At 47.0% G+C, this 21,349-nt stretch carries 15 protein-coding genes; 5 read left to right on the top strand and 10 right to left on the bottom strand.

Features of this window, described 5'->3' with window-relative positions:
• Positions 1-115: 115 nt before the first annotated feature.
• Together ADIS_RS05155 and ADIS_RS05150 are read right to left on the bottom strand one after the other, a co-directional pair.
• Positions 116-1,420: an aminotransferase class V-fold PLP-dependent enzyme gene (locus ADIS_RS05155; RefSeq protein ID WP_010853301.1), complete on the bottom strand. Its 1,305-nt coding sequence runs from the start codon at positions 1,418-1,420 to the stop codon at positions 116-118.
• A gap of 249 nt (positions 1,421-1,669) precedes the next feature.
• Positions 1,670-3,184 carry a sulfatase-like hydrolase/transferase gene (locus ADIS_RS05150; protein ID WP_238325382.1) on the bottom strand — a complete coding sequence of 505 codons (1,515 nt, stop codon included), beginning with the start codon at positions 3,182-3,184 and terminating at the stop codon, positions 1,670-1,672.
• Positions 3,185-3,393: 209 nt separating this feature from the next.
• Here ADIS_RS05150 and ADIS_RS05145 point away from each other — a divergent pair, with 209 nt between their 5' ends.
• Positions 3,394-5,103: a sulfatase family protein gene (locus ADIS_RS05145; RefSeq protein ID WP_035804798.1), complete on the top strand. Its 1,710-nt coding sequence runs from the start codon at positions 3,394-3,396 to the stop codon at positions 5,101-5,103.
• Positions 5,104-5,130: 27 nt separating this feature from the next.
• Here ADIS_RS05145 and ADIS_RS05140 read toward each other — a convergent pair whose 3' ends face one another.
• From ADIS_RS05140 to ADIS_RS05120, 5 genes are all read right to left on the bottom strand, one after another.
• Entirely contained in the window at positions 5,131-6,000 is an 870-nt protein-coding gene (locus tag ADIS_RS05140) for an SMP-30/gluconolactonase/LRE family protein (RefSeq protein WP_010853298.1), read from the bottom strand.
• A 182-nt stretch (positions 6,001-6,182) separates the two neighbouring features.
• A complete protein-coding gene (locus ADIS_RS05135) occupies positions 6,183-7,067 on the bottom strand; it encodes a sugar phosphate isomerase/epimerase family protein (RefSeq protein ID WP_010853297.1) in 885 nt (294 codons plus the stop codon).
• A 42-nt stretch (positions 7,068-7,109) separates the two neighbouring features.
• A complete protein-coding gene (locus tag ADIS_RS05130) occupies positions 7,110-7,901 on the bottom strand; it encodes an SDR family NAD(P)-dependent oxidoreductase (RefSeq protein ID WP_010853296.1) in 792 nt (263 codons plus the stop codon).
• Positions 7,902-7,903: 2 nt separating this feature from the next.
• The gene (locus tag ADIS_RS05125) at positions 7,904-8,941 is read right to left on the bottom strand and encodes a zinc-binding dehydrogenase (protein WP_010853295.1); all 1,038 of its coding nucleotides are present in this window, start codon (positions 8,939-8,941) and stop codon (positions 7,904-7,906) included.
• Between the two features lie 26 nt (positions 8,942-8,967).
• Positions 8,968-9,672, bottom strand: coding sequence for an orotidine 5'-phosphate decarboxylase / HUMPS family protein (locus ADIS_RS05120; protein WP_010853294.1), 705 nt, complete (start codon positions 9,670-9,672; stop codon positions 8,968-8,970).
• A 360-nt stretch (positions 9,673-10,032) separates the two neighbouring features.
• On the opposite strand from ADIS_RS05120, the gene ADIS_RS05115 reads away from it, so the two are divergent.
• The 4 genes from ADIS_RS05115 to ADIS_RS05100 all read left to right on the top strand — a co-directional run bounded on the left by ADIS_RS05115 (position 10,033) and on the right by ADIS_RS05100 (position 17,133).
• Positions 10,033-10,665 carry an RNA polymerase sigma factor gene (locus tag ADIS_RS05115; protein WP_010853293.1) on the top strand — a complete coding sequence of 211 codons (633 nt, stop codon included), beginning with the start codon at positions 10,033-10,035 and terminating at the stop codon, positions 10,663-10,665.
• A gap of 90 nt (positions 10,666-10,755) precedes the next feature.
• Positions 10,756-11,790 carry a FecR family protein gene (locus ADIS_RS05110; protein ID WP_035804764.1) on the top strand — a complete coding sequence of 345 codons (1,035 nt, stop codon included), beginning with the start codon at positions 10,756-10,758 and terminating at the stop codon, positions 11,788-11,790.
• Between the two features lie 159 nt (positions 11,791-11,949).
• Positions 11,950-15,303 carry a SusC/RagA family TonB-linked outer membrane protein gene (locus ADIS_RS05105; protein WP_238325381.1) on the top strand — a complete coding sequence of 1,118 codons (3,354 nt, stop codon included), beginning with the start codon at positions 11,950-11,952 and terminating at the stop codon, positions 15,301-15,303.
• Positions 15,304-15,489: 186 nt separating this feature from the next.
• Positions 15,490-17,133, top strand: a complete 1,644-nt coding sequence (locus ADIS_RS05100; RefSeq protein WP_010853290.1) for a RagB/SusD family nutrient uptake outer membrane protein — start codon at positions 15,490-15,492, stop codon at positions 17,131-17,133.
• A gap of 75 nt (positions 17,134-17,208) precedes the next feature.
• Here the strand turns inward: ADIS_RS05100 and moeB are convergent, their stop codons facing one another.
• The 3 genes from moeB to ADIS_RS05085 all read right to left on the bottom strand — a co-directional run bounded on the left by moeB (position 17,209) and on the right by ADIS_RS05085 (position 21,347).
• On the bottom strand, positions 17,209-18,624 hold the full coding sequence (gene moeB, locus ADIS_RS05095) for a molybdopterin-synthase adenylyltransferase MoeB (protein WP_010853289.1): 1,416 nt from the start codon (positions 18,622-18,624) through the stop codon (positions 17,209-17,211).
• Positions 18,625-18,810: 186 nt separating this feature from the next.
• Entirely contained in the window at positions 18,811-20,199 is a 1,389-nt protein-coding gene (locus ADIS_RS05090; protein WP_162141555.1) for a polysaccharide biosynthesis protein, read from the bottom strand.
• Between the two features lie 197 nt (positions 20,200-20,396).
• Positions 20,397-21,347, bottom strand: coding sequence for a hypothetical protein (locus tag ADIS_RS05085; protein WP_010853287.1), 951 nt, complete (start codon positions 21,345-21,347; stop codon positions 20,397-20,399).
• Between the last annotated feature and the right edge of the window lie 2 nt (positions 21,348-21,349).

The raw sequence follows: 21,349 nt of genomic DNA, 5'->3' as shown, positions 1-21,349 counted from the left end.
GCCCCATCGAAAACATGATTCGATGGGGTATTTTTATTGGGTACAGGCTCCTCTAGGACGAAGCAGAACCCAACAAAAAGCTGGATTAGGGATTGGATTTACTCAATCCCGGCGCCTAAACCCTATGGGAAATCTTTTCCAACGCATACACTAACCGATCCAAATCTGCTAAGCTGGTATATACATGGGGCGAAACCCGAACACAATCGATGTTGTGGTAAACCATTGAGGTGGTATGAATCTTGAATTCGTTTAAAAGTGTGTTTCCCAACTCAGGGGTTGACATACCGGCGAGAGATACTCCGGCAATTGCACAGCTGAATTCACTTTTTAAAGAGGTATGAAGTTTGATACCGGGAATTTCCAACGCCTTTTGGGCCCAATAATTCTTCAGAAACCGGACACGCTCCTCCTTTCGTTTCGTTCCGATGGCATTATGAAAATTGATCGCCTCGCCTATGCCTTGCTCTATGGGGAAGGAACGGGTTCCAATAGTTTCAAACTTACGAATATTTCCGCTTTTGGGCTCGCTGTTGCATAAAAGAGGCCATATTTTGGCAATTTTATCCCGCTTGATCCACATCATCCCACTCCCGATGGGTGCGGAAAGATACTTGTGAAGACTGGTACCAAAATAGTCTGCCTCCAGATCCGGAATTTTATAGTCCAACAACCCAAATGAATGTGCACCATCTACAACGACCTCGATTCCCCGTTCATGGGCCATTTGGCAAATCTTTCGTACGGGCATAATCTGCCCAACCCAATTGATCACATGGGTAACATGTATGATTTTGGTCTTCGGGGTAATCGCACGGCGATAGGCATCCACAATACTTTCCTCATCCTCGATCGGAAAATCAAAACTTAATTGCTTATATACTATCCCTTCTCTCTCAGCCCGCTGGGACCAAGCCTGCATCATATTCGGGTAATCCTGGAAACTGCCGATCACCTCATCGCCCCGTCGAAGATCAAGCCCAAAAATCACCGTATTTAACGCCTCAGTGGCATTTCTGTTGATGGCAATCTCCTCCGGGTCGCAACCACCCAGCAACGCCAGCTTATCCCTCAGTGGTTCTCGGCCCTGATCCAAAATACGCCACATGTAATAGGAAGGGGCTTGGTTGGACAGCTGATTGTAGCGCTCTACCGCCTGCAAAACAACCAACGGCGACGGTGATACGCCGCCATTGTTCAAATTCATAACAGGAGAAGAACTTGCGGAGTAGGCCCTCTGTATAGGGCTCCAAAAATCCTCATTGTCTGCAAGTGCCGTTGCCGAAGAAGGAGCAAACCTTTTCTGAATTATACGAAAGTCCTCTGCATGCAATTCACTAAACAAGCTGGCAGAAGAAAAGGCACCGGTAAGAGCCAATGCTTTTTTGACAAACGAACGTCTATTTTTAGTTTTAATCATCGTCCAATAATGGAATATACAGTTGAACTACTCCTTGTGAGCTATAAAATAATGGACTTTGGGTTCATGTCGGAATAAATGTACAGCAAAGGCCCCTAGTACACAAACCCGAGTTGTGATAACCACACGGGTTTCCAGCACCTGTAAAAAGAAGGGATAAACGGATAATTGGGATGTTGAACGATACTCTTCCAAGCAACCCCTCCTACTACAAACCAACCTTTATAATACCTTCTATTTAACGCGATGTCAAAAATACCTTTTCAGGACGTACTCGGGCTGCCATCGGTCGGGCTTCCTCACCAAGGTATCGGGGTCATAGGCTTTAGGCTTTATCAGGCTAGCGGTCCATGCCTGATCGTCGCCATAGGCTTCCTGCCATTCCCCCAGCAAACCTCGAAGCCTTTCCACCGTAGCGCGGTGGGCCGGTTTCTCTGCAAGGTTGTTTAGCTCATAGGGGTCACTTTCCAGATTAAATAGCTGAGTGTAGTCACGTTCCGGATAGCGGATAAGCTTCCACTGCCCATCCCTTACCGCCCGAATCGTGTGTCGGTAGGCTGAAAACAATGAAGATCTCACCATAGGCTTGGCGCCTTGGATCACCGGAACGAGGCTTTCCCCATCCAAACTCCCTGAGGTAGGTACACCTGAAAGCTCTGCCAAGGTTGGGAATAGGTCGTGGATATAGGCCAGCGCATCAAAGGTCTCTTTGGCCGGCACCCCAGGTCCTGCAATTATAAGGGGGATTTTCGTTGAGTGTTCGTATAGGTTCTGCTTTCCCAACAGTCCATGGCTTCCAACAGCAAGCCCATTATCGGCTGTGTACACGATAATCGTATTCTCATACTGACCGGAAGCCTTTAACTGCTCGATGATCCTTCCTATCTGTTGATCCAAATGGGTGACCAGCGCATAGTAATCTGATAAGATCATCTGGATTACCTCAGGACGTCGGGGCCATCCCGTCAGGTTTTCGTCCCTAACCATAAGGTCATCAAACTCGAATGGATGAAAGGGCATGTAATTTCCTGGCAATGGTAATGACCCGTCCGGGTAATGCCCAATAAAAGGTCCTTCGGGCGAATAGGGATCATGGGGTACGGTAAACGAAACATAGCAAAAAAAGGGCTTGCCGTTACCCTTTGATGTGTGATCCTTTATAAACCCAATCGCTGTCTCTGCGAAAACCTCTGTCGAATACGACTTAACCGTGGGTTCACCCAACTTTCCATCCTCATCATAATCCCGGAGATTAATGCCAAAATGATCCGCCATTCCACCCAAAAAAACATTCTTTCCGTGGTGGAATCCGGATTCGAAAGCTTCCCGCTCGTTGTGCCATTTACCCGTTCCATAGGTCTCATATCCCGCCTCGGCGAAGGCCATCGGCATAGTGTGCACATCCTTCAGGCGGTCATATACCCTGAACAGGTTCATCCCGCTCATGAGCATGGCTCTACTCGCCATACAAACCGCTCCATGGTTCCCTCCCATCACATAGGCGTTTGTAAACCGACTTCCCTCCCTTGCCAACTGGTCAATATGTGGGGTCAAAATGTACGGATTGCCTGCAATCCCAAGCGCGTCGGCGCGTTGGTCATCGGCAAACAAAAACAGTACATTGGGCTTTTTGGGCTGTTGGACCGGTGAAAAACCCAAAAATTGAATCCATATCAAGAAAAAAAGATAGAAAGATGTGAACATAGGATGGCTGAAATGACGGAAGATAATAGAAGGGATAACCCAGGTGGATGATGACTTCACAGCTAAACTACAAATGATTTACCCGTAAATCCAAACCAGCCATGGAATTAATCTAAAGGCCCGGATTTACCGATCATTTTTAACTGTTATAGCCAAAAAATCAGTTTATTTGCCTTTGAATTACGCCGACTTCACCGATTTCTGGTTTGAAGATATTCACCAACCTGTGTAGCGCAGGTCTTACCTTAGAAAACATGCCTTATCCTACCATGCGAAAACTACCTTTTTTACTTCTCATCCCTTCTCTTATTCTCCAACTATCCTGTAGCGAAACAGACGAAAGAAGGAGCTCCTCCAGGCCGAATATTGTCTTTATCATGTCAGATGACCACGCCTATCAAGCTATCTCTGCCTATGATGACCGGCTGATAGAGACACCCAACATAGACCGCATTGCGAAAATGGGCATTCTCTTTACCAATGCTTCGGTCACCAATTCCATTTGCGCACCCTCCAGGGCAACGATCCTTACGGGCAAACACAGCCATATAAACGGGAAGGTAGACAACCATTTCCCCTTTGATACAACGAACATAACCTTCCCCCAGCTCCTGCAACAAGCGGGCTACCAAACCGCCATGTTTGGGAAACTCCACTTTGGCAACAACCCAAAAGGATTTGACCAATTCAAAATACTACCTGGGCAGGGGGCCTACTACAACCCTGACTTTATCACCAAATACGATGGCAACGTACGAATAGAGGGGTATGTCACCGACATCATTACCGATATGACCTTGGATTGGTTGGAAAATGACAGAAAAGCAGATGATCCATTTCTTTTGATGTACCTCCATAAGGCACCGCACCGCGAGTGGCTGATGGCCGAACGGCATTTTGAGGAGTTTACCCAACGCACCTTCCCGGAACCTGCCACGCTTTTTGACGATTACTCCGGCAGGGGTAGGCATGCCAGAGAAGCCGAAATGAACCTTCTTACCGATATGCATTGGGCAGGAGATTCAAAAATCTACCCGGACCTCATGGACGAGTTGGGCATTGCGGGTACCTCCAGCTGGGACAAAGCAGCGTTTGAAAGTGAAGTAGGACGCATGAACGAAGCTCAACGCGCCAATTGGGATACGTATTACCGCGAGGTGAATGAGGCATTTAAAAAGGCCTACCCTACCATGACCGAAGAAGACCAAATGCGATGGCGCTACCAGCGCTATATGCAGGACTATCTCGGAACGATAAAATCGGTAGACGAAAATGTGGGCAGGGTTTTGGATTATCTGGAGGAAAACGGACTAATGGAAAACACCATCATCGTATATACCTCGGATCAGGGATTTTACCTGGGAGAGCATGGTTGGTTCGATAAGCGCTTTGTCTACAACGAGTCGTTCAAAACACCCCTGTTGATGGCGTGGCCGGGAAAAACCCCGGCTGGACAGAAATCGGATGCACTCGTGCAGAACCTGGATTTCGCACAGACATTCTTGGAAGCCGCGGGCATCGCATCGCCAGAAGACATGCAAGGTGAAAGCCTAATGCCTTTCCTTACCGGCAACAACGACGTATGGCAACGGGATGCCGTCTATTACCACTATTACGAATACCCCTCTATCCATATGGTAAAACGGCACTACGCGATCATCACCAAGGACTATAAATTGGTACACTACTACTTTGACACGGATGAATGGGAACTTATAGACAGGCATGAGGATCCTCACGAACTCACAAATGTATACGACGACCCCACGTACGCAGAGATACGGGCAAAGCTGCATGCAGACTTAAATGGTCTAAGGGATAAATACGGAGACAATTCGGAAATCAGCCAACGGTATATCGATGAATACCTTGATTACCTAAAAAAGCAAGGATCATTTGCCGGTGCAAAGGATCTCACGCTTATCGAAAAAATTTTTGAAAAACGCGACCAATCAATCCGGCTGAAACAGCCGAATTGATTGGAATACGTCGTGGATTGATAGCAGTTAGATGCTTACCGCAAAAACGTTGGCGCCCCCCATGGGCATTTCTGCGAGGAAAACTCCACCGCTGTGGGGAAATTGATCCAGTTGATCCTGTGTCATATTTTCCCTCGCGGTGGTAATGAGGAGCCGTTTTCCGTCGGGTCCACCAAAAGCACAAGAAGTAACATGGGGGGCATCCACCGAAATCTTGTCCAAGAGTTCCCCATTTTCTGGATTCCAGCGATACACCCCGGAACCACCGTAATGGGCCACCCAGAGCATGCCCTCTTCGTCCATACACATCCCGTCCGGAGTACCTAAGCTCTCAGGCACCACAACAGCATCTTTTCGGTAGGCAATTTGTCCTGTGTCCGGATTAAAATCAAACGTCCGCACAATTCGGGTAGGGCTATCAATGTAGTACAAGGATCTTCCATCCCGTGACCACGCCAACCCATTGGAAATGGTGATATTTTCCAGCTTTTTCTCGAGCTTCCATCCCCTATCTACACAATACAAGGAACCCGCACCCGCGCGAAAATCGAGTCCCATTGTACCTATCCAAATTCTGCCAGCAGGGTCACAGGCCCCATCGTTGCAGCGTAAGGTCGGGTCAGATTCCACCTCCAAGAGCCAATCCAGTTTCTCTGTGGCTGGGTCAAAACGTGCCAGTTTTCTATCCAAGGCCAACACAAAGTGATTCCCTTCCTCCAATACCACGGTTAGTCGATGGGGAAAATGCCAGGTCTGCAGGTGCTTGTCCGTAAACGAATAGGAAAACAACGTTCCGTGCTCGATGTCCACCCATAGAAAGGCGTTCCAATCGGCCTTCCAATACGGGCCTTCGGCCAACATGCATTTAGAATCGAATAGCAGCGTCGCTTTTTGCATCTGTTTATAGTTGTTTATTACAAGGCCTCTTCCTCGCTTTCATCGGGTGTCTGCGTAAGGATCAAAGAAAAACGCGTAGGGTAACTGAAACCATTTAGCGCCATATTTCCAACCACTAAAGAGTCAACGCGTGGTTTCATATGGCTGCATGGCATTGCCTATCCATAAGACAGAAAGAACTGTTAAGGCCAGTAGACCGCTATTTTCTTTTTCAAAAAAGCGACACTTCGCTCCAGTTGGTCCATGCCGTCTACGCCGTCTTCAATGCTGATCCAAGAATCAAATCCAACCCGCTTCAACTCAGCAAATATGGCGTCGTAGTCGTTTAGTCCCTTTCCAATTTCACCATGCGACAGCCTTTTGGCGTAGCCAACAGCACCACCTTCTTCTTTTCGTAGGTCTTCGATGGTCCCTGATTTCAAATACCGGTCACTGGCATGCATGGTTACCACCCTGTGGGAAACCTTTCTTAGCAGCTCAATTGGATCTTCTCCCGCAAGGAACGTGTTGCTGGGGTCATAGTTCACGCCGAAGTTTGGATGATCGATCTGATCCACCAGCTTAGTGAACACGTCCATTTGTTGGGCAAATTCCGGATACTCCCAGAAATCATCCTTGTAGTGATTCTCAAGGATCAGGGTAATTCCCCTTTCCGCCGCGTAAGGAATACACGCCATGATGGAATCGGCCGCCAATTTTACCCCCTCATCAATGGATAGTTCCGGTCTTTTTTGACCGGAAAGCACCCTGCAATAGCTGCCGCCCAATACGTGGGTCATGTCGACCCAATGCTTTTGTTTGGCAATTTCTTTTTCCCTAAATCCTGCATCCGGGTGGGTAAAATCGGGCGAACAACACATCATTGGGATGGTTTTGCCTTTGTCTTCTACCATTTTTCGGAAATCAGGCCACTTGGATCGGTCTTCCATTTCCAAAAACCCGGCATACCATTCCAATCCTTCTATCTCCAGCTTACTGGCTAACTCAATCCATTCCTCCAACTTCATCGATCCATCTTTGCATAAAGCTTGCATGAAGGCTTTGGGAAACGCAGCTAATTTTGGCATACTGTTACTATCGTTCAGTTCGTTATCGTTAAATTCAACTCGTTAATGGATGGTACTGGAATCCTTCGGTGCATTCCGTCCGATCATGGGGTATTGCTCCAGTTCCATCACCTGCCCGCTGACCGGGCCCGACTCATCAGACAACCAGAAAACAGCAGCGGCGGCAATTTCTCTTGGCAGGAGTATACGCTTGGCCGGTGCATACATAGCAGGAAGGTCTTCGTACCAATTATCGGATAGGCCATGCTCTTTTTTTCGCTGTATTTCAGTCTCCGTCAACACCCAGCCGGGATTGATTTGATTTACCTTCACGCCATGATCCCGAAAAAGAGCATCGCCAAGGTTTCGGGTCATCGTCATCAGTCCTCCTTTGGAAATACTGTATGCCAACAGGTTGGGCTCTCCGCTCCAGGCATTTACCGACCCGATATTCAAAACACAACCCCTCGCTTCTCCCAAGTAAGGAAGAGCTGCCTTGATCAGCAGAAAAGGGGCAATGGTATTCACTCGTAAAAGCTTCTCCAAAAATACCGTATCCGTACTTTCGAGGTTTGACGAGGCCACTATCGCCGCATTGTTTACCACAGCATCCAGCCTTCCAAAGCGGCTGACGGCCAGATCTACTAATCGAGCCGCCGTAGCTTCGTCAGCCAGGTCACCGATCAAGCTGACGGCATTTTCTTCTCCCAATTCACCCAGCAAATCCACTGCCCAATCGGGCTCAAGCCCATGTACAACCACCTTGGCTCCCTCGGCCACGGCCCTTTCAGCAATGGCTTTCCCTATTCCTGTGGTGCTTCCCGTGACGATAATGACCTTATTGTTCAATCGCATGATTAGGATGGTTTCAGTACACTTTTGACAACCTCACCATGATGCATTTTCTCAAACGCTTCATGCCAGGATTCGATTTCCCAAACGCCGCCAATAATCGGTTTTACATCCAGCGTTCCAGACGCCATCAAAGCGATCACCTTTTCCCAAATGGGCCAGTTATGACTAAAACTGCCCTGAAGGCGGACGTTTTTCTGAACAATTGGATCTAGCGAAAAATTACATGGCTGCTTTCCCCAGCCCACTTTGGTGATTTGACCATTTGGACGCACCAAATTCATGGCAACCTGTAACGTGCTGCTATGACCGGCAGCGTCCACAATCAGGTCGGCACCGAGTCCGTCCGACGACCTTGCCCACTCCGTGGCATCTCCCACGATTCCTGTACAGCCATATTGCTCGGCGATCTTGAGGCGGCCACGGTCTGCTTCCAGCCCTACAATCGCTACCTCTGCACCGTTGATTTTTGCCATCGCCGCACACAGGATACCAATGGTACCCGGACCGATTACCAAAACGCGGTCTCCAGGTTTTACATTTGAATTAGTTACCACGGCACTATATGCCACACAGCTTGGCTCGGTAAGGCAGGCCTGCTCAAAGGGTACGTGATCGGGCACAGTATGAAGGCAACGCGCCGGAACACGAACATACCGCGTCATGGCTCCATTGACTCCATACCCAAATCCCTTTCGGGTAGGATCCAAATTATACAACCCTATACGGCTCATGGGGTTGGTAGGATCAATCACGGCCGCCGTCTCACTGACCACCCGGTCCCCTACCTTCCATCCACTTACCTGAGAGCCTAGTTCGGCTATTCTACCACCAAACTCATGGCCCAACACTACCGGATAATTGACCGGCCAGCTATGGTCTGAGGTCCACTGATGGAGATCGCTACCGCATACCCCCACATTGGCCACCTCCAGCAATACGTCTGTTGCACCAATTTCAGGTGTTTCAATTTCCCTGATTTCAACGGAGCCCTTTGCTTCCGCATAGTTTACTACTGCCTTGGATTTCGTTCCGATTGACATGGAAAAGGATATTTTAGGTTTGGTTTTTATTTCTTCATTTTGACGTCACCATAGGCATGCACCGCCTCGCAGATCATACGCAAAGATGCTTCCAGATTACCATCCGCGGTCTTAAACGCATCTGCATCGATGGTAAGGGGAGCACCCAGGACAACAAGAGGAGCACCGTATTTCGGACAGGCTATTGCTTGCTCCAGCGTAAGTCCGCCTACAGCCTGTACAGGAATACGCACTGCATCCACCACTTCCTTGAGTTGATCCATCGGACTCGGCATCCGTCTGCCTTGTGCCGCAATTCCTCTCCTTTCGTCGTACCCGATATGATGGATCACGAAATCACAGCCCAAGTCCTCCAGCATTTTGGCCCCGGCCACCATATCCGGGCAACCCAGGTTATCGCCCATGACCTTGGCACCAAAATCTCTGCCGGCCTGCACGACGCATTTTATGGTCTCCTCATGGGCACGTGCCATCACGACCACGTAGTCTGCACCTGCCTTGGCCATCATCTCCGCCTCCAGGTATCCTCCGTCCATGGTTTTTAGGTCAGCCACGATCGGCGTAGATGGAAAGGCTTCCCGAAGCTTGCGCACGCCATGCAGACCTTCTGCCAGGATCAAAGGTGTACCGGCTTCAAGCCAGTCGACACCAGCCCGGAGGGCCATTGCCGCCGTCTCCAGCGCTTCGTCAATATTCGTAAGGTCTAGGGAAATTTGAACGATTGGTTTCATGTGTCTATAATTGATTTTTGATCCTTTAGCGTGTTAAAATACGGTATTTAGTACCACAAAGCGAGTGGAAAGGCTATCCATTCGTCAAATTTTTAATTGCCGGAACTAGTGACTGTCATCACCGAGAGGATTCGGCCAACCCTACCAAACTTACAACAAGTCAAATAAAGCTTGCTGAATGTGGTATTCAAACATAAGAAGAAACGAAATTGCGCTGGCAGCTTTTTCAACCTACAACACAAAAATTTCTTCTTGGAGCGTATCAATGGTCATAATTAGGTATTAATTCAATAATATTCTGATAAACGGGTATCAAATATATTTTTTTTACCTTTATTGCGGAAAAAACGTAATCTATAGGTGATAAGGACAAAACCTGCCCAAAAGTTGGAAAAAAGCAGTCAACGTACACGTGTGCCCAGTCCAATGCCTGAAAGTGGAGCTGAGTCGGATTCCTTACCAGAAAAGGAGCTTTGGCTGCTTTTCAAAAGAGGAAATGAATCTGCGTTTATTACGATTTATACGAGGTATTTTGATGGCTTGTTCAGCTACGGAAGGAAACTGACCAGCAACGAGGAGTTGTTGAAGGATCTTATCCAGGATTTGTTCATTTACCTAAGAGCCAACCGGTCGACCGTAGGTAATGTGGAGTCAATAAAGTTTTATCTTTTTAAATCGTTGAAAAACAGAATTATAAAAGAGCAGAGTAGATGGTACAGCAAATTCACCTATTTGAAAGCCGACTTTGATTTTGAATTTCACCCCTCTCCCGAACAAATTCTGATTTCAAGGCAATTGGACGATGCGAAAGCCCTAAAATTGAACCGCGCATTGCAGCAGCTGAGTCCCCGAAAGAAAGAAGCCATTTACTACCTGTATTTTGAAGGGATGGATTACCCTCAGATACAGCAACTTATGAATATTGGAAATATCAAATCGGTACGAAATCTGGTTTATAAAGCACTGACCCACCTGAGAGATGCGATGCAATAGCGCCTTTTTTTTAACTCAGACAAATTTTTTAGAATAAAGTAGGTGTCATCTGAAGCATTTTTGACTCTTGTCTCTGAAAGCAAGAATTACATGAACCAACGAGTAACTTTTCTGTCCAATCCTGAATTTGTACGCTGGGTCAAATCCCCTGATGCCGAGCTGGATGCGTTTTGGCAAAACTGGATGATGGCTCACCCCGAGGATATAGCCGAGATAATGCTGGCTAGAGAATTGCTCCTGGGACTGAGCTCCAAAAGTAATCCAGTGAAGTCCGGTACAAAGGAAGAACTTTTGTTAAAAATACTCCAAGGGAAACAGCCTATCCCTAAAAGAGACAAACCAAACCGCAACCTGCCCTTTTGGTTCCGGATTGACCAATTTCGCCGAATTGCGGCAATCCTTGCCTTTGGTTTCTTAACGGCGCAACTCGCTGGTTGGTTAGTTAAAAAACCAGAGATTGATGAAGTAAATGAGCCTGAAATTGTATGGATAACCAAGACGACGAATGCAGGAGAAAAGCTAAAACTAGGGCTTCCCGACCAGTCTGAAGTCTGGCTTAACTCATCAAGTACACTTTCCTATCCAGAGAGTTTTGGTCAGGTAGACAGACGGGTCAAACTCACAGGAGAGGCCTTTTTTAAAGTCGAATCCGATAGCCTACGTGCCTTCTATGTAGAGACCTCCAATCTTATAACAAAGGTTCTTGGTACTTCTTTCAATGTAAAAGAAGATAAGGGCGGTACGACTACAAAAGTAGCGTTGGAAACAGGGAGTATACAGGTCAATGCCAGGGGAGATTCATCTGACGCGGTTCTTTGGCCCGGACAGGAAATGATGTATGATGCCACAACCACCAAAAAAGTGATCCGAACTTTTGACCCAAAAAACACCTCAGGTTGGACGGACGGCTGGTTGGTTTTTGACAACAACCATCTCAGTGAAGTAATCGGTCGTCTGGAGGACTGGTATGGGGTAACCATTTCCATTGAGGGATCACCCTCCCGTACGTGGAATTTTTCGGGGGAATTTCGCCATGAAACATTGCAAAATATTCTCGAAAGTATAGCCTACACGGAAAGCTTTACATTCAGAATTGACAATAAAAAAGTAACCATCAAATTTTAATCCTATGAAAAAAGCCCTAGATAACACCAGTTAAAAATGGCCAACTGACATAAGAGTCAGCCGGCCACAGAAATTGATCTTTGCCTGTCAAATCATTGGGGAATGGGATGCAGGCAAGGATGCCGTTTATAGAAATAATCCAATAAACACTTCAAAATTATGAAATTAAAATTACAAAAGACAATTTATATGTTGTCCCGTTACTTCCTTTCCGGATTTGTAGTACAAATGTTGATTTTCAACTTTGTATTAGCGGTAAACGTTAATGGCCAGTTCAAATCCATTAACGAGGTGAGGGTAAAAATCGACAAAGAGGTTCTTACCCTACAGCAGTTTTTTTCGCTGGTTCAAAAACAAACCCCTTTTCAGTTTTCATATGACCAAAAGGACGTAGACCGAAGCACCCTGGTCTATCTGGAAAAAACCGATGGAACGGTCGAAGATTACCTAACAGATGTTTCGCGACAAACCGCGATTGGATTCAGGCAGTTGAACCATAGCATCAATGCCAAGAAACTTGAAAAACCCAACCTAACCGAAGCTTTTGAAATAGCAGATATCGCAGTTAGGGGAATCGTCAGGGATGACCGTGGTGAAGCACTTCCAGGAGCTACCGTTACGGTGGAGGGAACCACGCGTGGAACGGTAACTGACATAGACGGAAGGTATAGTTTGGAGGTACCGGAGGGCTCCGTACTGGTTGTTTCTTTCATTGGATACAAACCATTGAGGGTGCCCATTGGTAACCGCAGTGAGATCAACATCACCTTGGAACCCGACGAATCCTCCCTGCAGGAGGTAGTGGTGGTTGGCTATGGGCTACAGAAAAAAGCAGACCTTACCGGCTCTATTGGCTCCCTAAAGGAGGAAGCATTTAACAAAGGGGTGATCGTATCGCCTGAACAGCTACTTCAGGGCAAGATCGCAGGGGTTAATGTAACAGCCTCAAGCGGCGAACCGGGAGCTGCTTCCCGTATGACAATTCGGGGACCCGGCTCGGTTCGAACCGGGAGTGGACCTTTGTTCGTAGTAGACGGTGTGGCCTTGGACAATGCCGCTACCACCATCGGTGCCCCGGATCTGGGTGTGTCTGGCTCAGCACCTGCGAACCCGTTGAACTTTCTCAATCCGTCGGATATTCTTTCAATCGATGTATTAAAAGACGCCTCAGCGACCGCCATCTACGGATCAAGGGGTGCAAATGGCGTAGTGCTCATCACAACCAAAAAAGGGGATGCCTCTGATCCCAAATTAAATTATTCCAGCGGATTCGCCGTTTCAAACGTTACCAAAACCATTGACGTACTGAATGCCCAACAGTTTAGGGACTTTACCAATCAATATGGCGATACAAAAAATATAGGACCTACAGATACCTTCTGGCAAGACCAAATTTTCCGAACCGGATTTACCCAAGACCACAATATTTCCTACGGCGGAGGAACAAAGAACGGCAACTTCTTTGCGTCCCTAAGCGCATTGGATCAAGAAGGAATCGTACTGAACAGCTCCATGAAAAGGTATACCGCAAGGATGAACATGGCACAGCGGTTTGTCAATGACCGGTTGAGCTTTGGCATTAACCTAACCACCAGCCATACCCGAAATGACTCTCCGCCAATTGGCGATAACGCCGGCGTGGGGGGAGATGCCCTTTCAAACGCACTGACTGCAAACCCTACCTACCCCACCAGGAATCCCGATGGTTCGGCCTACCTATTCCCCGAGGGGATCAATCCCCTGATGATGATGGACTTGTTTACGGATTTCTCAAAGGTCAACCGGGTGTTGGGAAACATCGAAGTAGGATTCGAAATTCTGAAAGGACTTGAATACCGCTTAAACGTGGCAGTGGATAACTCCACAGGAACCCGCATCAGTCAAATCGGACGCCACAGCGTACAACGGCTCCCCCACCCCGGAGGTAGATTGCAGGACGCAACCACGGAAAATGGCAATTTCCTTACAGAAAGTTTCCTAAACTATGGATTTACTTTGGGAGAAGGAAAGCATAGTTTTTCAATTTTGGGAGGCTATTCGTATCAAAAATTCAACAATGCGTTTCGGTTTTGGAGCATAAATAATTTTGCAACCACCGAAATAGAAGCCTATCGAAATCCCGGAATCGGATCTGATCTCTCCATTGGTATCAACAGGCCGGGTGGAGGGGCTTCGGTAAACGAACTCCAGTCCTATTTCAGCCGTATCAACTATAATTTCGTGGAGAAGTACTATTTGACTGCGACCATGCGGGCAGACGGGTCTTCCAGGTTTGGGGGAAACAATCGATATGGCTACTTCCCTTCCTTTTCAGCCGCCTGGCAGCTCTCCAGCGAAGGTTTTCTTTCCGGTTCTAGTACTCTCAGTAATCTGCGACTGCGGGCAGGATGGGGACGGACAGGAAACCAGGACATTCCTTCGTATATTACCCAGCAGCAACTAACCGTCAATACAGGTCCCGGTTCCGGATACGCCTTGACTCCCGGGGCAAACTCCCCGGTTTCTCCAGGTATCAATTTTGTGAGACTCCAAAACCCAGACATCAAATGGGAGGTATCCACTCAGACCAATATCGGCTTTGATTTTGGGTTTTTCGGAGAAGAACTGTATGGTACAGTGGATGTATTCCGGAAGGTTTCCAGCGACATCCTATGGGAGACACAAACCGGGGTAGATCCAATAGTCGCTACCTCATCGTTTTGGAGCAACTACCCGATGGAAATAGAGAACTCAGGAATTGAACTGGCCTTAGGGTACCGAAAAAACATAAGCAATGAACTTCGTTTGGATGTTGGAGGCAATATCAGCTTCCTTAGGAACAATGTTACCAACCTACCGGTCACCATTCTCCGAACAGGCGGAATCAGTGGGCCTGGACTCTCTGGTGTGCAGGTAAACGGTTTTCTGAACAACTATCCGGTGGGCACCTTTTGGGTACATGAGTGGATAGGATTGAATGAAGCCGGACTCAACCGGTTCAGAGATGTAGACGGCGACGGGTTGATCACCGATGCCGACTTTGTAAACGGTGGATCCGGCTTGCCACGAACGATCTTTGGTTTCTACACAAGCGCCAACTACAAACGCTTTGACCTAACGGTAAATTTCAACGGGGTTTCTGGAAACCGCATCTATTGGAATGACGAAAACGCCTATTTCAACCTCCCTCGGTTGGTAGCCGGAAACAACGTGGCAACCAGGGTATTGGATTTTCCGGAAGAAGCTCGGACAAACTCGGCCTCCCCTTCCACCCGGTTTATTCATGATGGAAGCTTTCTGAGGCTCAACAATGCCAGCTTGGGGTACAACTTCAAAACGACCGGAATTGACTGGCTAAAAAACCTTCGATTGACGGTAACGGGCCAGAACCTATTGACCTTTACCAACTATCCCGGATTTGATCCGGAGGTGGATACCCCTAGGTCACAGGGTGGCTTTGTATCCACAGGCATTGACGGAACCCGGTACCCTACCGCAAGGGGCATTGTATTTGGGTTAAACGTAACCTTTTGAGCCTGATCAATCATGAAATCGAGAACCCCGTACGCGGACGGGCTTGACGTAGCCCTTACACACCAAGATGCCTATCAACCCTGCGACTTGCGGGTAGGTAGGTAGCGACCTCCTTTAATGGATCCGGGTAGGCAATCCCGATAGATCTGGACGCGTTAGGATCATTTAAAGAAAATTCAAAGAAATATGAAAAACATACCAATATTACTATTTACCCTCTTCCTGTTGGCAGGCTGTACAGACCTGACGGAAGAAATACTGGACACCGCGGTAGGACGCGGAGTACTGGAGTCGCCCGAAGCGGCCGATCAGATTCTTGCGCCTGTATATGCCCGGATGAACGACATGTACGGCAGCCACAACTGGCTTTTCAACCTACAATCCGTCGCATCAGACGAATCCATTGTGCCTTTTAGAGGCGGTACGGATTGGTTTGATGGTGGCATTTTCATCGAAATGCACCAGCATAGCTGGACTCCCTTTCATGCCACGGTACGGAATGTCTGGTCCCACGTCACGCAGGGAATTGCCCGTGCAGCTGGGGCCCAGCAGGTAATTGCGGAAATAAACGGACCGGAAAGGTACATCGCCGAAGCCCGCGCCATGGGTGCATATTATAATTACCTCCTTCTTGACCACTACGGCATTTCCTTTCGAAAATTGCCAGAGGAGGTCGGCACGCCTATTTTATCTACAGTGCTTCGTGGAGCAGAAGCCTTCGATTTCATCATCGGCGAAATAGATGCGGTAGAAACCCAACTTGGTACAAAAACGGAAGTAGGTTCGACCCGCTTTTCGAAAGCGGCCGCGTGGGGATTGAAGGCCCGTATGCTTTTGAATAAAGCAGTATATGTGAATAGATATGCTCCGAGCTTTAGTTTCGACAATGCAGACATGGCACTGGTCGTACAATACACAACCCAAATCATAAACTCCGGACAATATGCATTGGAAACCGAGGATTATTTTTCGATATGGAATATCAACAACCATGATCACCGAGAGCATATCTTTGCATTTGACCAGCGGCTGGAAACCAACGGATCTAATCGGCACGCTTGGTTCGGCACGTCCAGAAGCCGTCATGGATCACTTACAAATATCCTGGCAGTAGGCAGTGATGGCGTGTCGCTGACGACCGATTTCTACAACAAATGGGAAGGAAACCGGGATGACCCCAGGTATTTCCAGCGAAACCTCCCCGATGGTGGATCAATACCAGACACCCAGTTCCGCTGGAACCGGGGCATTCAGGTTGGTCAACAATACGGGATCGTGCTCGACCAAAACAATCGGTTCAAGCGAACCCCCAACGGAGAATTGGTAATTGAAAAACTGGTAAACCGTACCCGTACCGGTGAGGATGTGGTGTACACCGTAGAGGTAGACCTAAACAATAACCGTGGCCACAGCAATGGGCCGCGGGCATTTAAAATCGCATTTGACCCCATGGCCCAAACCGGCCAGTGCTGTAGTCGGGTAAATATACCACTCATCCGCATGGGAGACGTGTACTTGATGAGAGCCGAAGCCGAGTTTAGAAGAGGCAACACACAAGCTGCTCTTGACGATGTAAATGCATTGAGGGCTGCCCGGGGCGCTCGGTTATTGGAATCAATTGACTTGGAAAGGCTTTACCTAGAGCGTACCTATGAGCTTTACGTAGAATTTCTGGCCCGTACCGACGCCATCCGTTTCGGAAAATGGGAAAACCAATGGATCGATAAAACAAGCTCGAACCCCATCCGACGTGTCTTCCCCATCCCGCAAAACGTAATCGACGCAGCAAGCGGATCCCCCGGCTACCTACAACAAAACCAGGGATATTAATTCACACTATTGGACAAAAAAGGAACCGCCACCTATCAGTAATAGGGCGGTTCCCTTTGCTTTTTTGTCTATTGGCTAGTAGCCCTCCTCATACTGTAAAAAATCCTCAATTCCTCCTTTTAAGTTGTACAAGTTCGTAAATCCGAATTTGTCCTCTAACTGGCGAATTGCTTTCGCACTTCTGCCTCCCATTTTACAATGAACCAAAACCCTTTTTTCCTTGGCTATTTTATGTGCATTCTCTAGGATAGAACCTAATGGAATAAGTTCTCCCCCCATGTTTTCCTCCTCGTATTCATGGGGCTCTCTGACGTCGATAAGTTGAAAATCAACCCCTGTGTTTCTCCAATCAAAAAAATCCTCCACATCTATTTCTTTGATTTTGTTCTCAACTACCTTCATTCCACAGAATTGTTCGTAATCAATGAGGGTAAACTGGGAAGGATTGCTCCCGTTTAATGGGTTGGCGTCATTTCGCTTAATGTTGAAGGTATTTGCCCGAAAGGATAACGCATCGAAGGTAAAAAGTTTTCCGCTCAAGGGCTCACCGACTCCAGTGATCACTTTGATCACCTCAAGTGCCTGCAGACTTCCAATGATTCCCGGCAATACGCCCAGAACCCCACCCTCAGCACAGTTCGGAACAAGCCCGGCTGGGGGAGGGGTAAGGTATAGATCCCTATAGTTTGGCCCCACCGTTCCATATCTATCAGTGTAATTAAAAACAGTCACTTGACCTTCAAACTGAAATATAGAAGCGTATACGTTCGTCTTTCCGGACAGAACGCACGCATCGTTAACCAAATACCTCGTGGGAAAATTATCGGTTCCATCAGCCACGACATCATAGTCACGTATGATATCCATCGCGTTTTTTGACGAAAAGGCTTCATTAAAGGTCTTTATTTCTATATACGGGTTTATTCCCAACAGCCTTTCCCTAGCCGCCTCCACCTTCGGTTTGCCCACTTCCGATACACCAAAAAGCACCTGCCTATGCAAATTACTGTCGTCAACCGTATCGAAATCAACTATCCCAATATGCCCAACCCCGGCAGCCGCAAGGTAGAGCAACAGCGGGCTACCAAGCCCCCCCGACCCAATGACCAGCACTTTGCTGTTCTTTAGCTTCTTTTGTCCCTCTAAGCCAAATTCAGGTATGATAATATGCCTGTTGTACCTTGCCAACTCTTCCCTCGAGAAAGAAATGTCGTCCAGTCCGCCACCTGCGATGGCAGGAACAATACTGATAATAGACCCTTCTTTAATTGCCGTATTTCCGCCCTCCAAATTGCGAATGTCATCTGAATCAACAAAGATGTTGATAAACGAAGGAATTTTTCCCTCAGACGTATTCAGGTAATTTTTTAAGCCCGGAAATTTGACGATCAAGTTTCCCAATAATTCTTCGATTGATTGTCCTTCTACCTTAACAGAGGAAGACCCTTCCGTGAATTTCCGAAGGGGCGTAGGAACTAATACTGTTGCCATGATAAGTTAAAACGTTAAATGCTGTTGCTTTTTTCAAACAAATAAAAACCACTATCAATAATTCAACACCTCTTTCCGAAACACACCTAAAAGACTATTCAAAAAAAGCGGTATACCAAAAGACGTATAATCACTTGCCGCTCCACCAAACAACAATGGGACGGAGGAAATGCATTTTAAACACGATCAAAGCCCTTGAATCTTTTTCAAATCCGAGGAAATCTCTAAAGAATCCAACATCATAGGCACCATCTCTCCAAAATCACCGATCTTTACACCATCTGCATGCATGAATTTGGGATCTATCCCCCACTTTAAGATATCGAGGGTTATCTTTTTGTCCACAAGCTTCAATGAATGCCTAAAGATCGCCCTAAGAGAACTTACAAGTACATCCATCAGGCTTTCATCTGAATAAGCTGTATCCTGCAAATCTCCAACCAATTTAAGTAAAACTACCTCATCAAACGGCATCAAATTACTTATTATGATGTCATTTTCAGGATTCGTTCTCCTAATTCGATTTTCGTACACGTTGATCAGTAGGTTAAGGTCCCAGGATTGACTCCAATCCAGTTGACCCCTAAAAAATTTCTCTCCGTACCCTTTTGGGTTACCTACAAACAGAATCGGAACTTCCCGTTTAGACTGCTTGATATAGTATAGCGCTACCTCCAGACTCTCTACAGGCCATTCCAAATTTTTCACCAACAAAAAAGAAGATCTTCCAGCTTCAGCAAAAACAAGCGCATTCAGCATCAAATAGGCAGCCTCACCAACATTCTGTGCCGTAACAAACTTTCCTGGCGAATGAATCTGGATCCGATCGTCCTGCATTGCGGCCCGCTTCAGTTCAGCATCCATCAGGCTGTTGTCGACAATGTGCGTAAATCGAACCATGGAAAACAGCTTGTTTGGAAACCTAACGGCAAAATAATCCATCAGCATTTCACAAACCTTTTTTGATGCCGCATAGACCTCTTCCGTATAATACCGGCTAGCTTTTCCAGTAGATGAAAAAACAACCCTTTGAACAGCGTCACTTTCAGAACTGGCAAGAAGCACATTCCATGTGCCCAAAATATTCGTCCTAAGGGTATCGCCAATTGTCTTTTCCGCCAGTCCAGGGTTGCGCTGGGCAGCTGTATGAAAAACGATAGTGGGTAAATAATCCCGATAGACCCGCTTCAAAAACGCGGTATCCAGAATCGAGCCCCTTTCAACTACAACATCTTCCCTCCGTAATTCCGAAAACAGCTCTTCGTCTGCCTCTTTGACGTCGATAACGATGACTTTCTTTGGAGAAAAAACCAAAAGCTCCTTAACCAATCTAGAACCTACGCATCCCAAGCCTCCGGTTACCAAGCAAACCTTTCCCCCAACGATCTCCGAAACATCCTCTGTCGGCAAACTCAATTCCCTACGCTTCGATGGAGCAAGGGGATCCTCACTAAGCCTACCCTGTGACTCATAAGTCTCCATAAGTGACTTAGTAAGTTGTTTCAGCTGCCCCAATTCACCCGTACACTTTGCATCATTCGATGCTTCCCACATTAAGCTGAATACATCACCCATACTTTTTTTCTTAAAATTAAAAACAACAAAAAACATTTACAAGTATTCAAAGTACATTTTTTTTACATCAAAAAAAATATACCACCCAAACTTATTAAGTTACATCCCCAGAAGCCATCCAAGGCAGACCCAAAATCCCTATAACGCTCGATCCGATAGGCTATCGGATCGTAACCGAAACATTCAGCGTTTCCAAGCTACCTCAGTCGACAGATCTTCGATTTCAAATCCGATAGAAATATCGCCTGCCCAACAGGGCTGAAGTGCCAATGGTCTATGTAATTGGCATAATCTGAGGTAAAACCTGAATACGCTTCATTGTTATAATTGAAAAGGGTTAGACCTGTCCGGCCGGAATCGATGATCCTTGCCATTTCTTCGTAGAATTTATCATAGGACTCACGATGGGCTTCATATATGGGTGCCGGCATCGGATGGTTGTAGAAAACAACCTCACCTTCCTCCGTTGCAAGCTGCTCCACAAAACCAATCAAATCCTTCATTGCATTTTCGTTGATATCAAACTGCTCGCTGCCCATTGAGGATGCATGGTTAAGTACATGCTGTTCCACATTGGAAACAAGGAAATCCTTTTCGAAATTATTCTTTCCGTTTACCTCAAATGCATCGTAGGGAAACCGATTGGGGGCGATCCCTGAAATCCTTACGGCAGCATACATATAATATACCAGAAGATTGTAGGAGCCAAAAACACTTCTATACGTTTGGTCCCAAACTACACTCTCTTCAGAATCATCCGCATTGAGAAGGTAGGGGTTCAAACAAACCAAAACCACATCAAATTTTGCTCCGCTGGCTTTCATGGTTGAGTAAAGTCGTTGGAGAATGGCTATTCGTCCACCTCGAATACTGCCATTATAAACTTGCAGGGGTTGAAGTTCGTTGGGATCCAAGTTCCCCGAAAGCGAAGGGCCTAAAATCAGGCCATTGAAGTTCTCGGGGACAAACCGTTTGCTAAGCAGGAATTTGGCTCGCCTCTCGACTCCAAAAACCCGTTTTTCGAAGACATCTGAGTAGCCAAAAACACCAAAAATATCTATGTACATATTTATTCCTACGAACAGCACGACCAAGGAAGTCGAAAAGGCAACGAACAAAACGAAGAAACGCTTTGGCTTGATTTCCATAT

Source organism: Lunatimonas lonarensis (genome assembly GCF_000390185.1).
Classification (GTDB): domain Bacteria; phylum Bacteroidota; class Bacteroidia; order Cytophagales; family Cyclobacteriaceae; genus Lunatimonas; species Lunatimonas lonarensis.
This window is presented reverse-complemented; position numbering and strand designations above follow the sequence as displayed.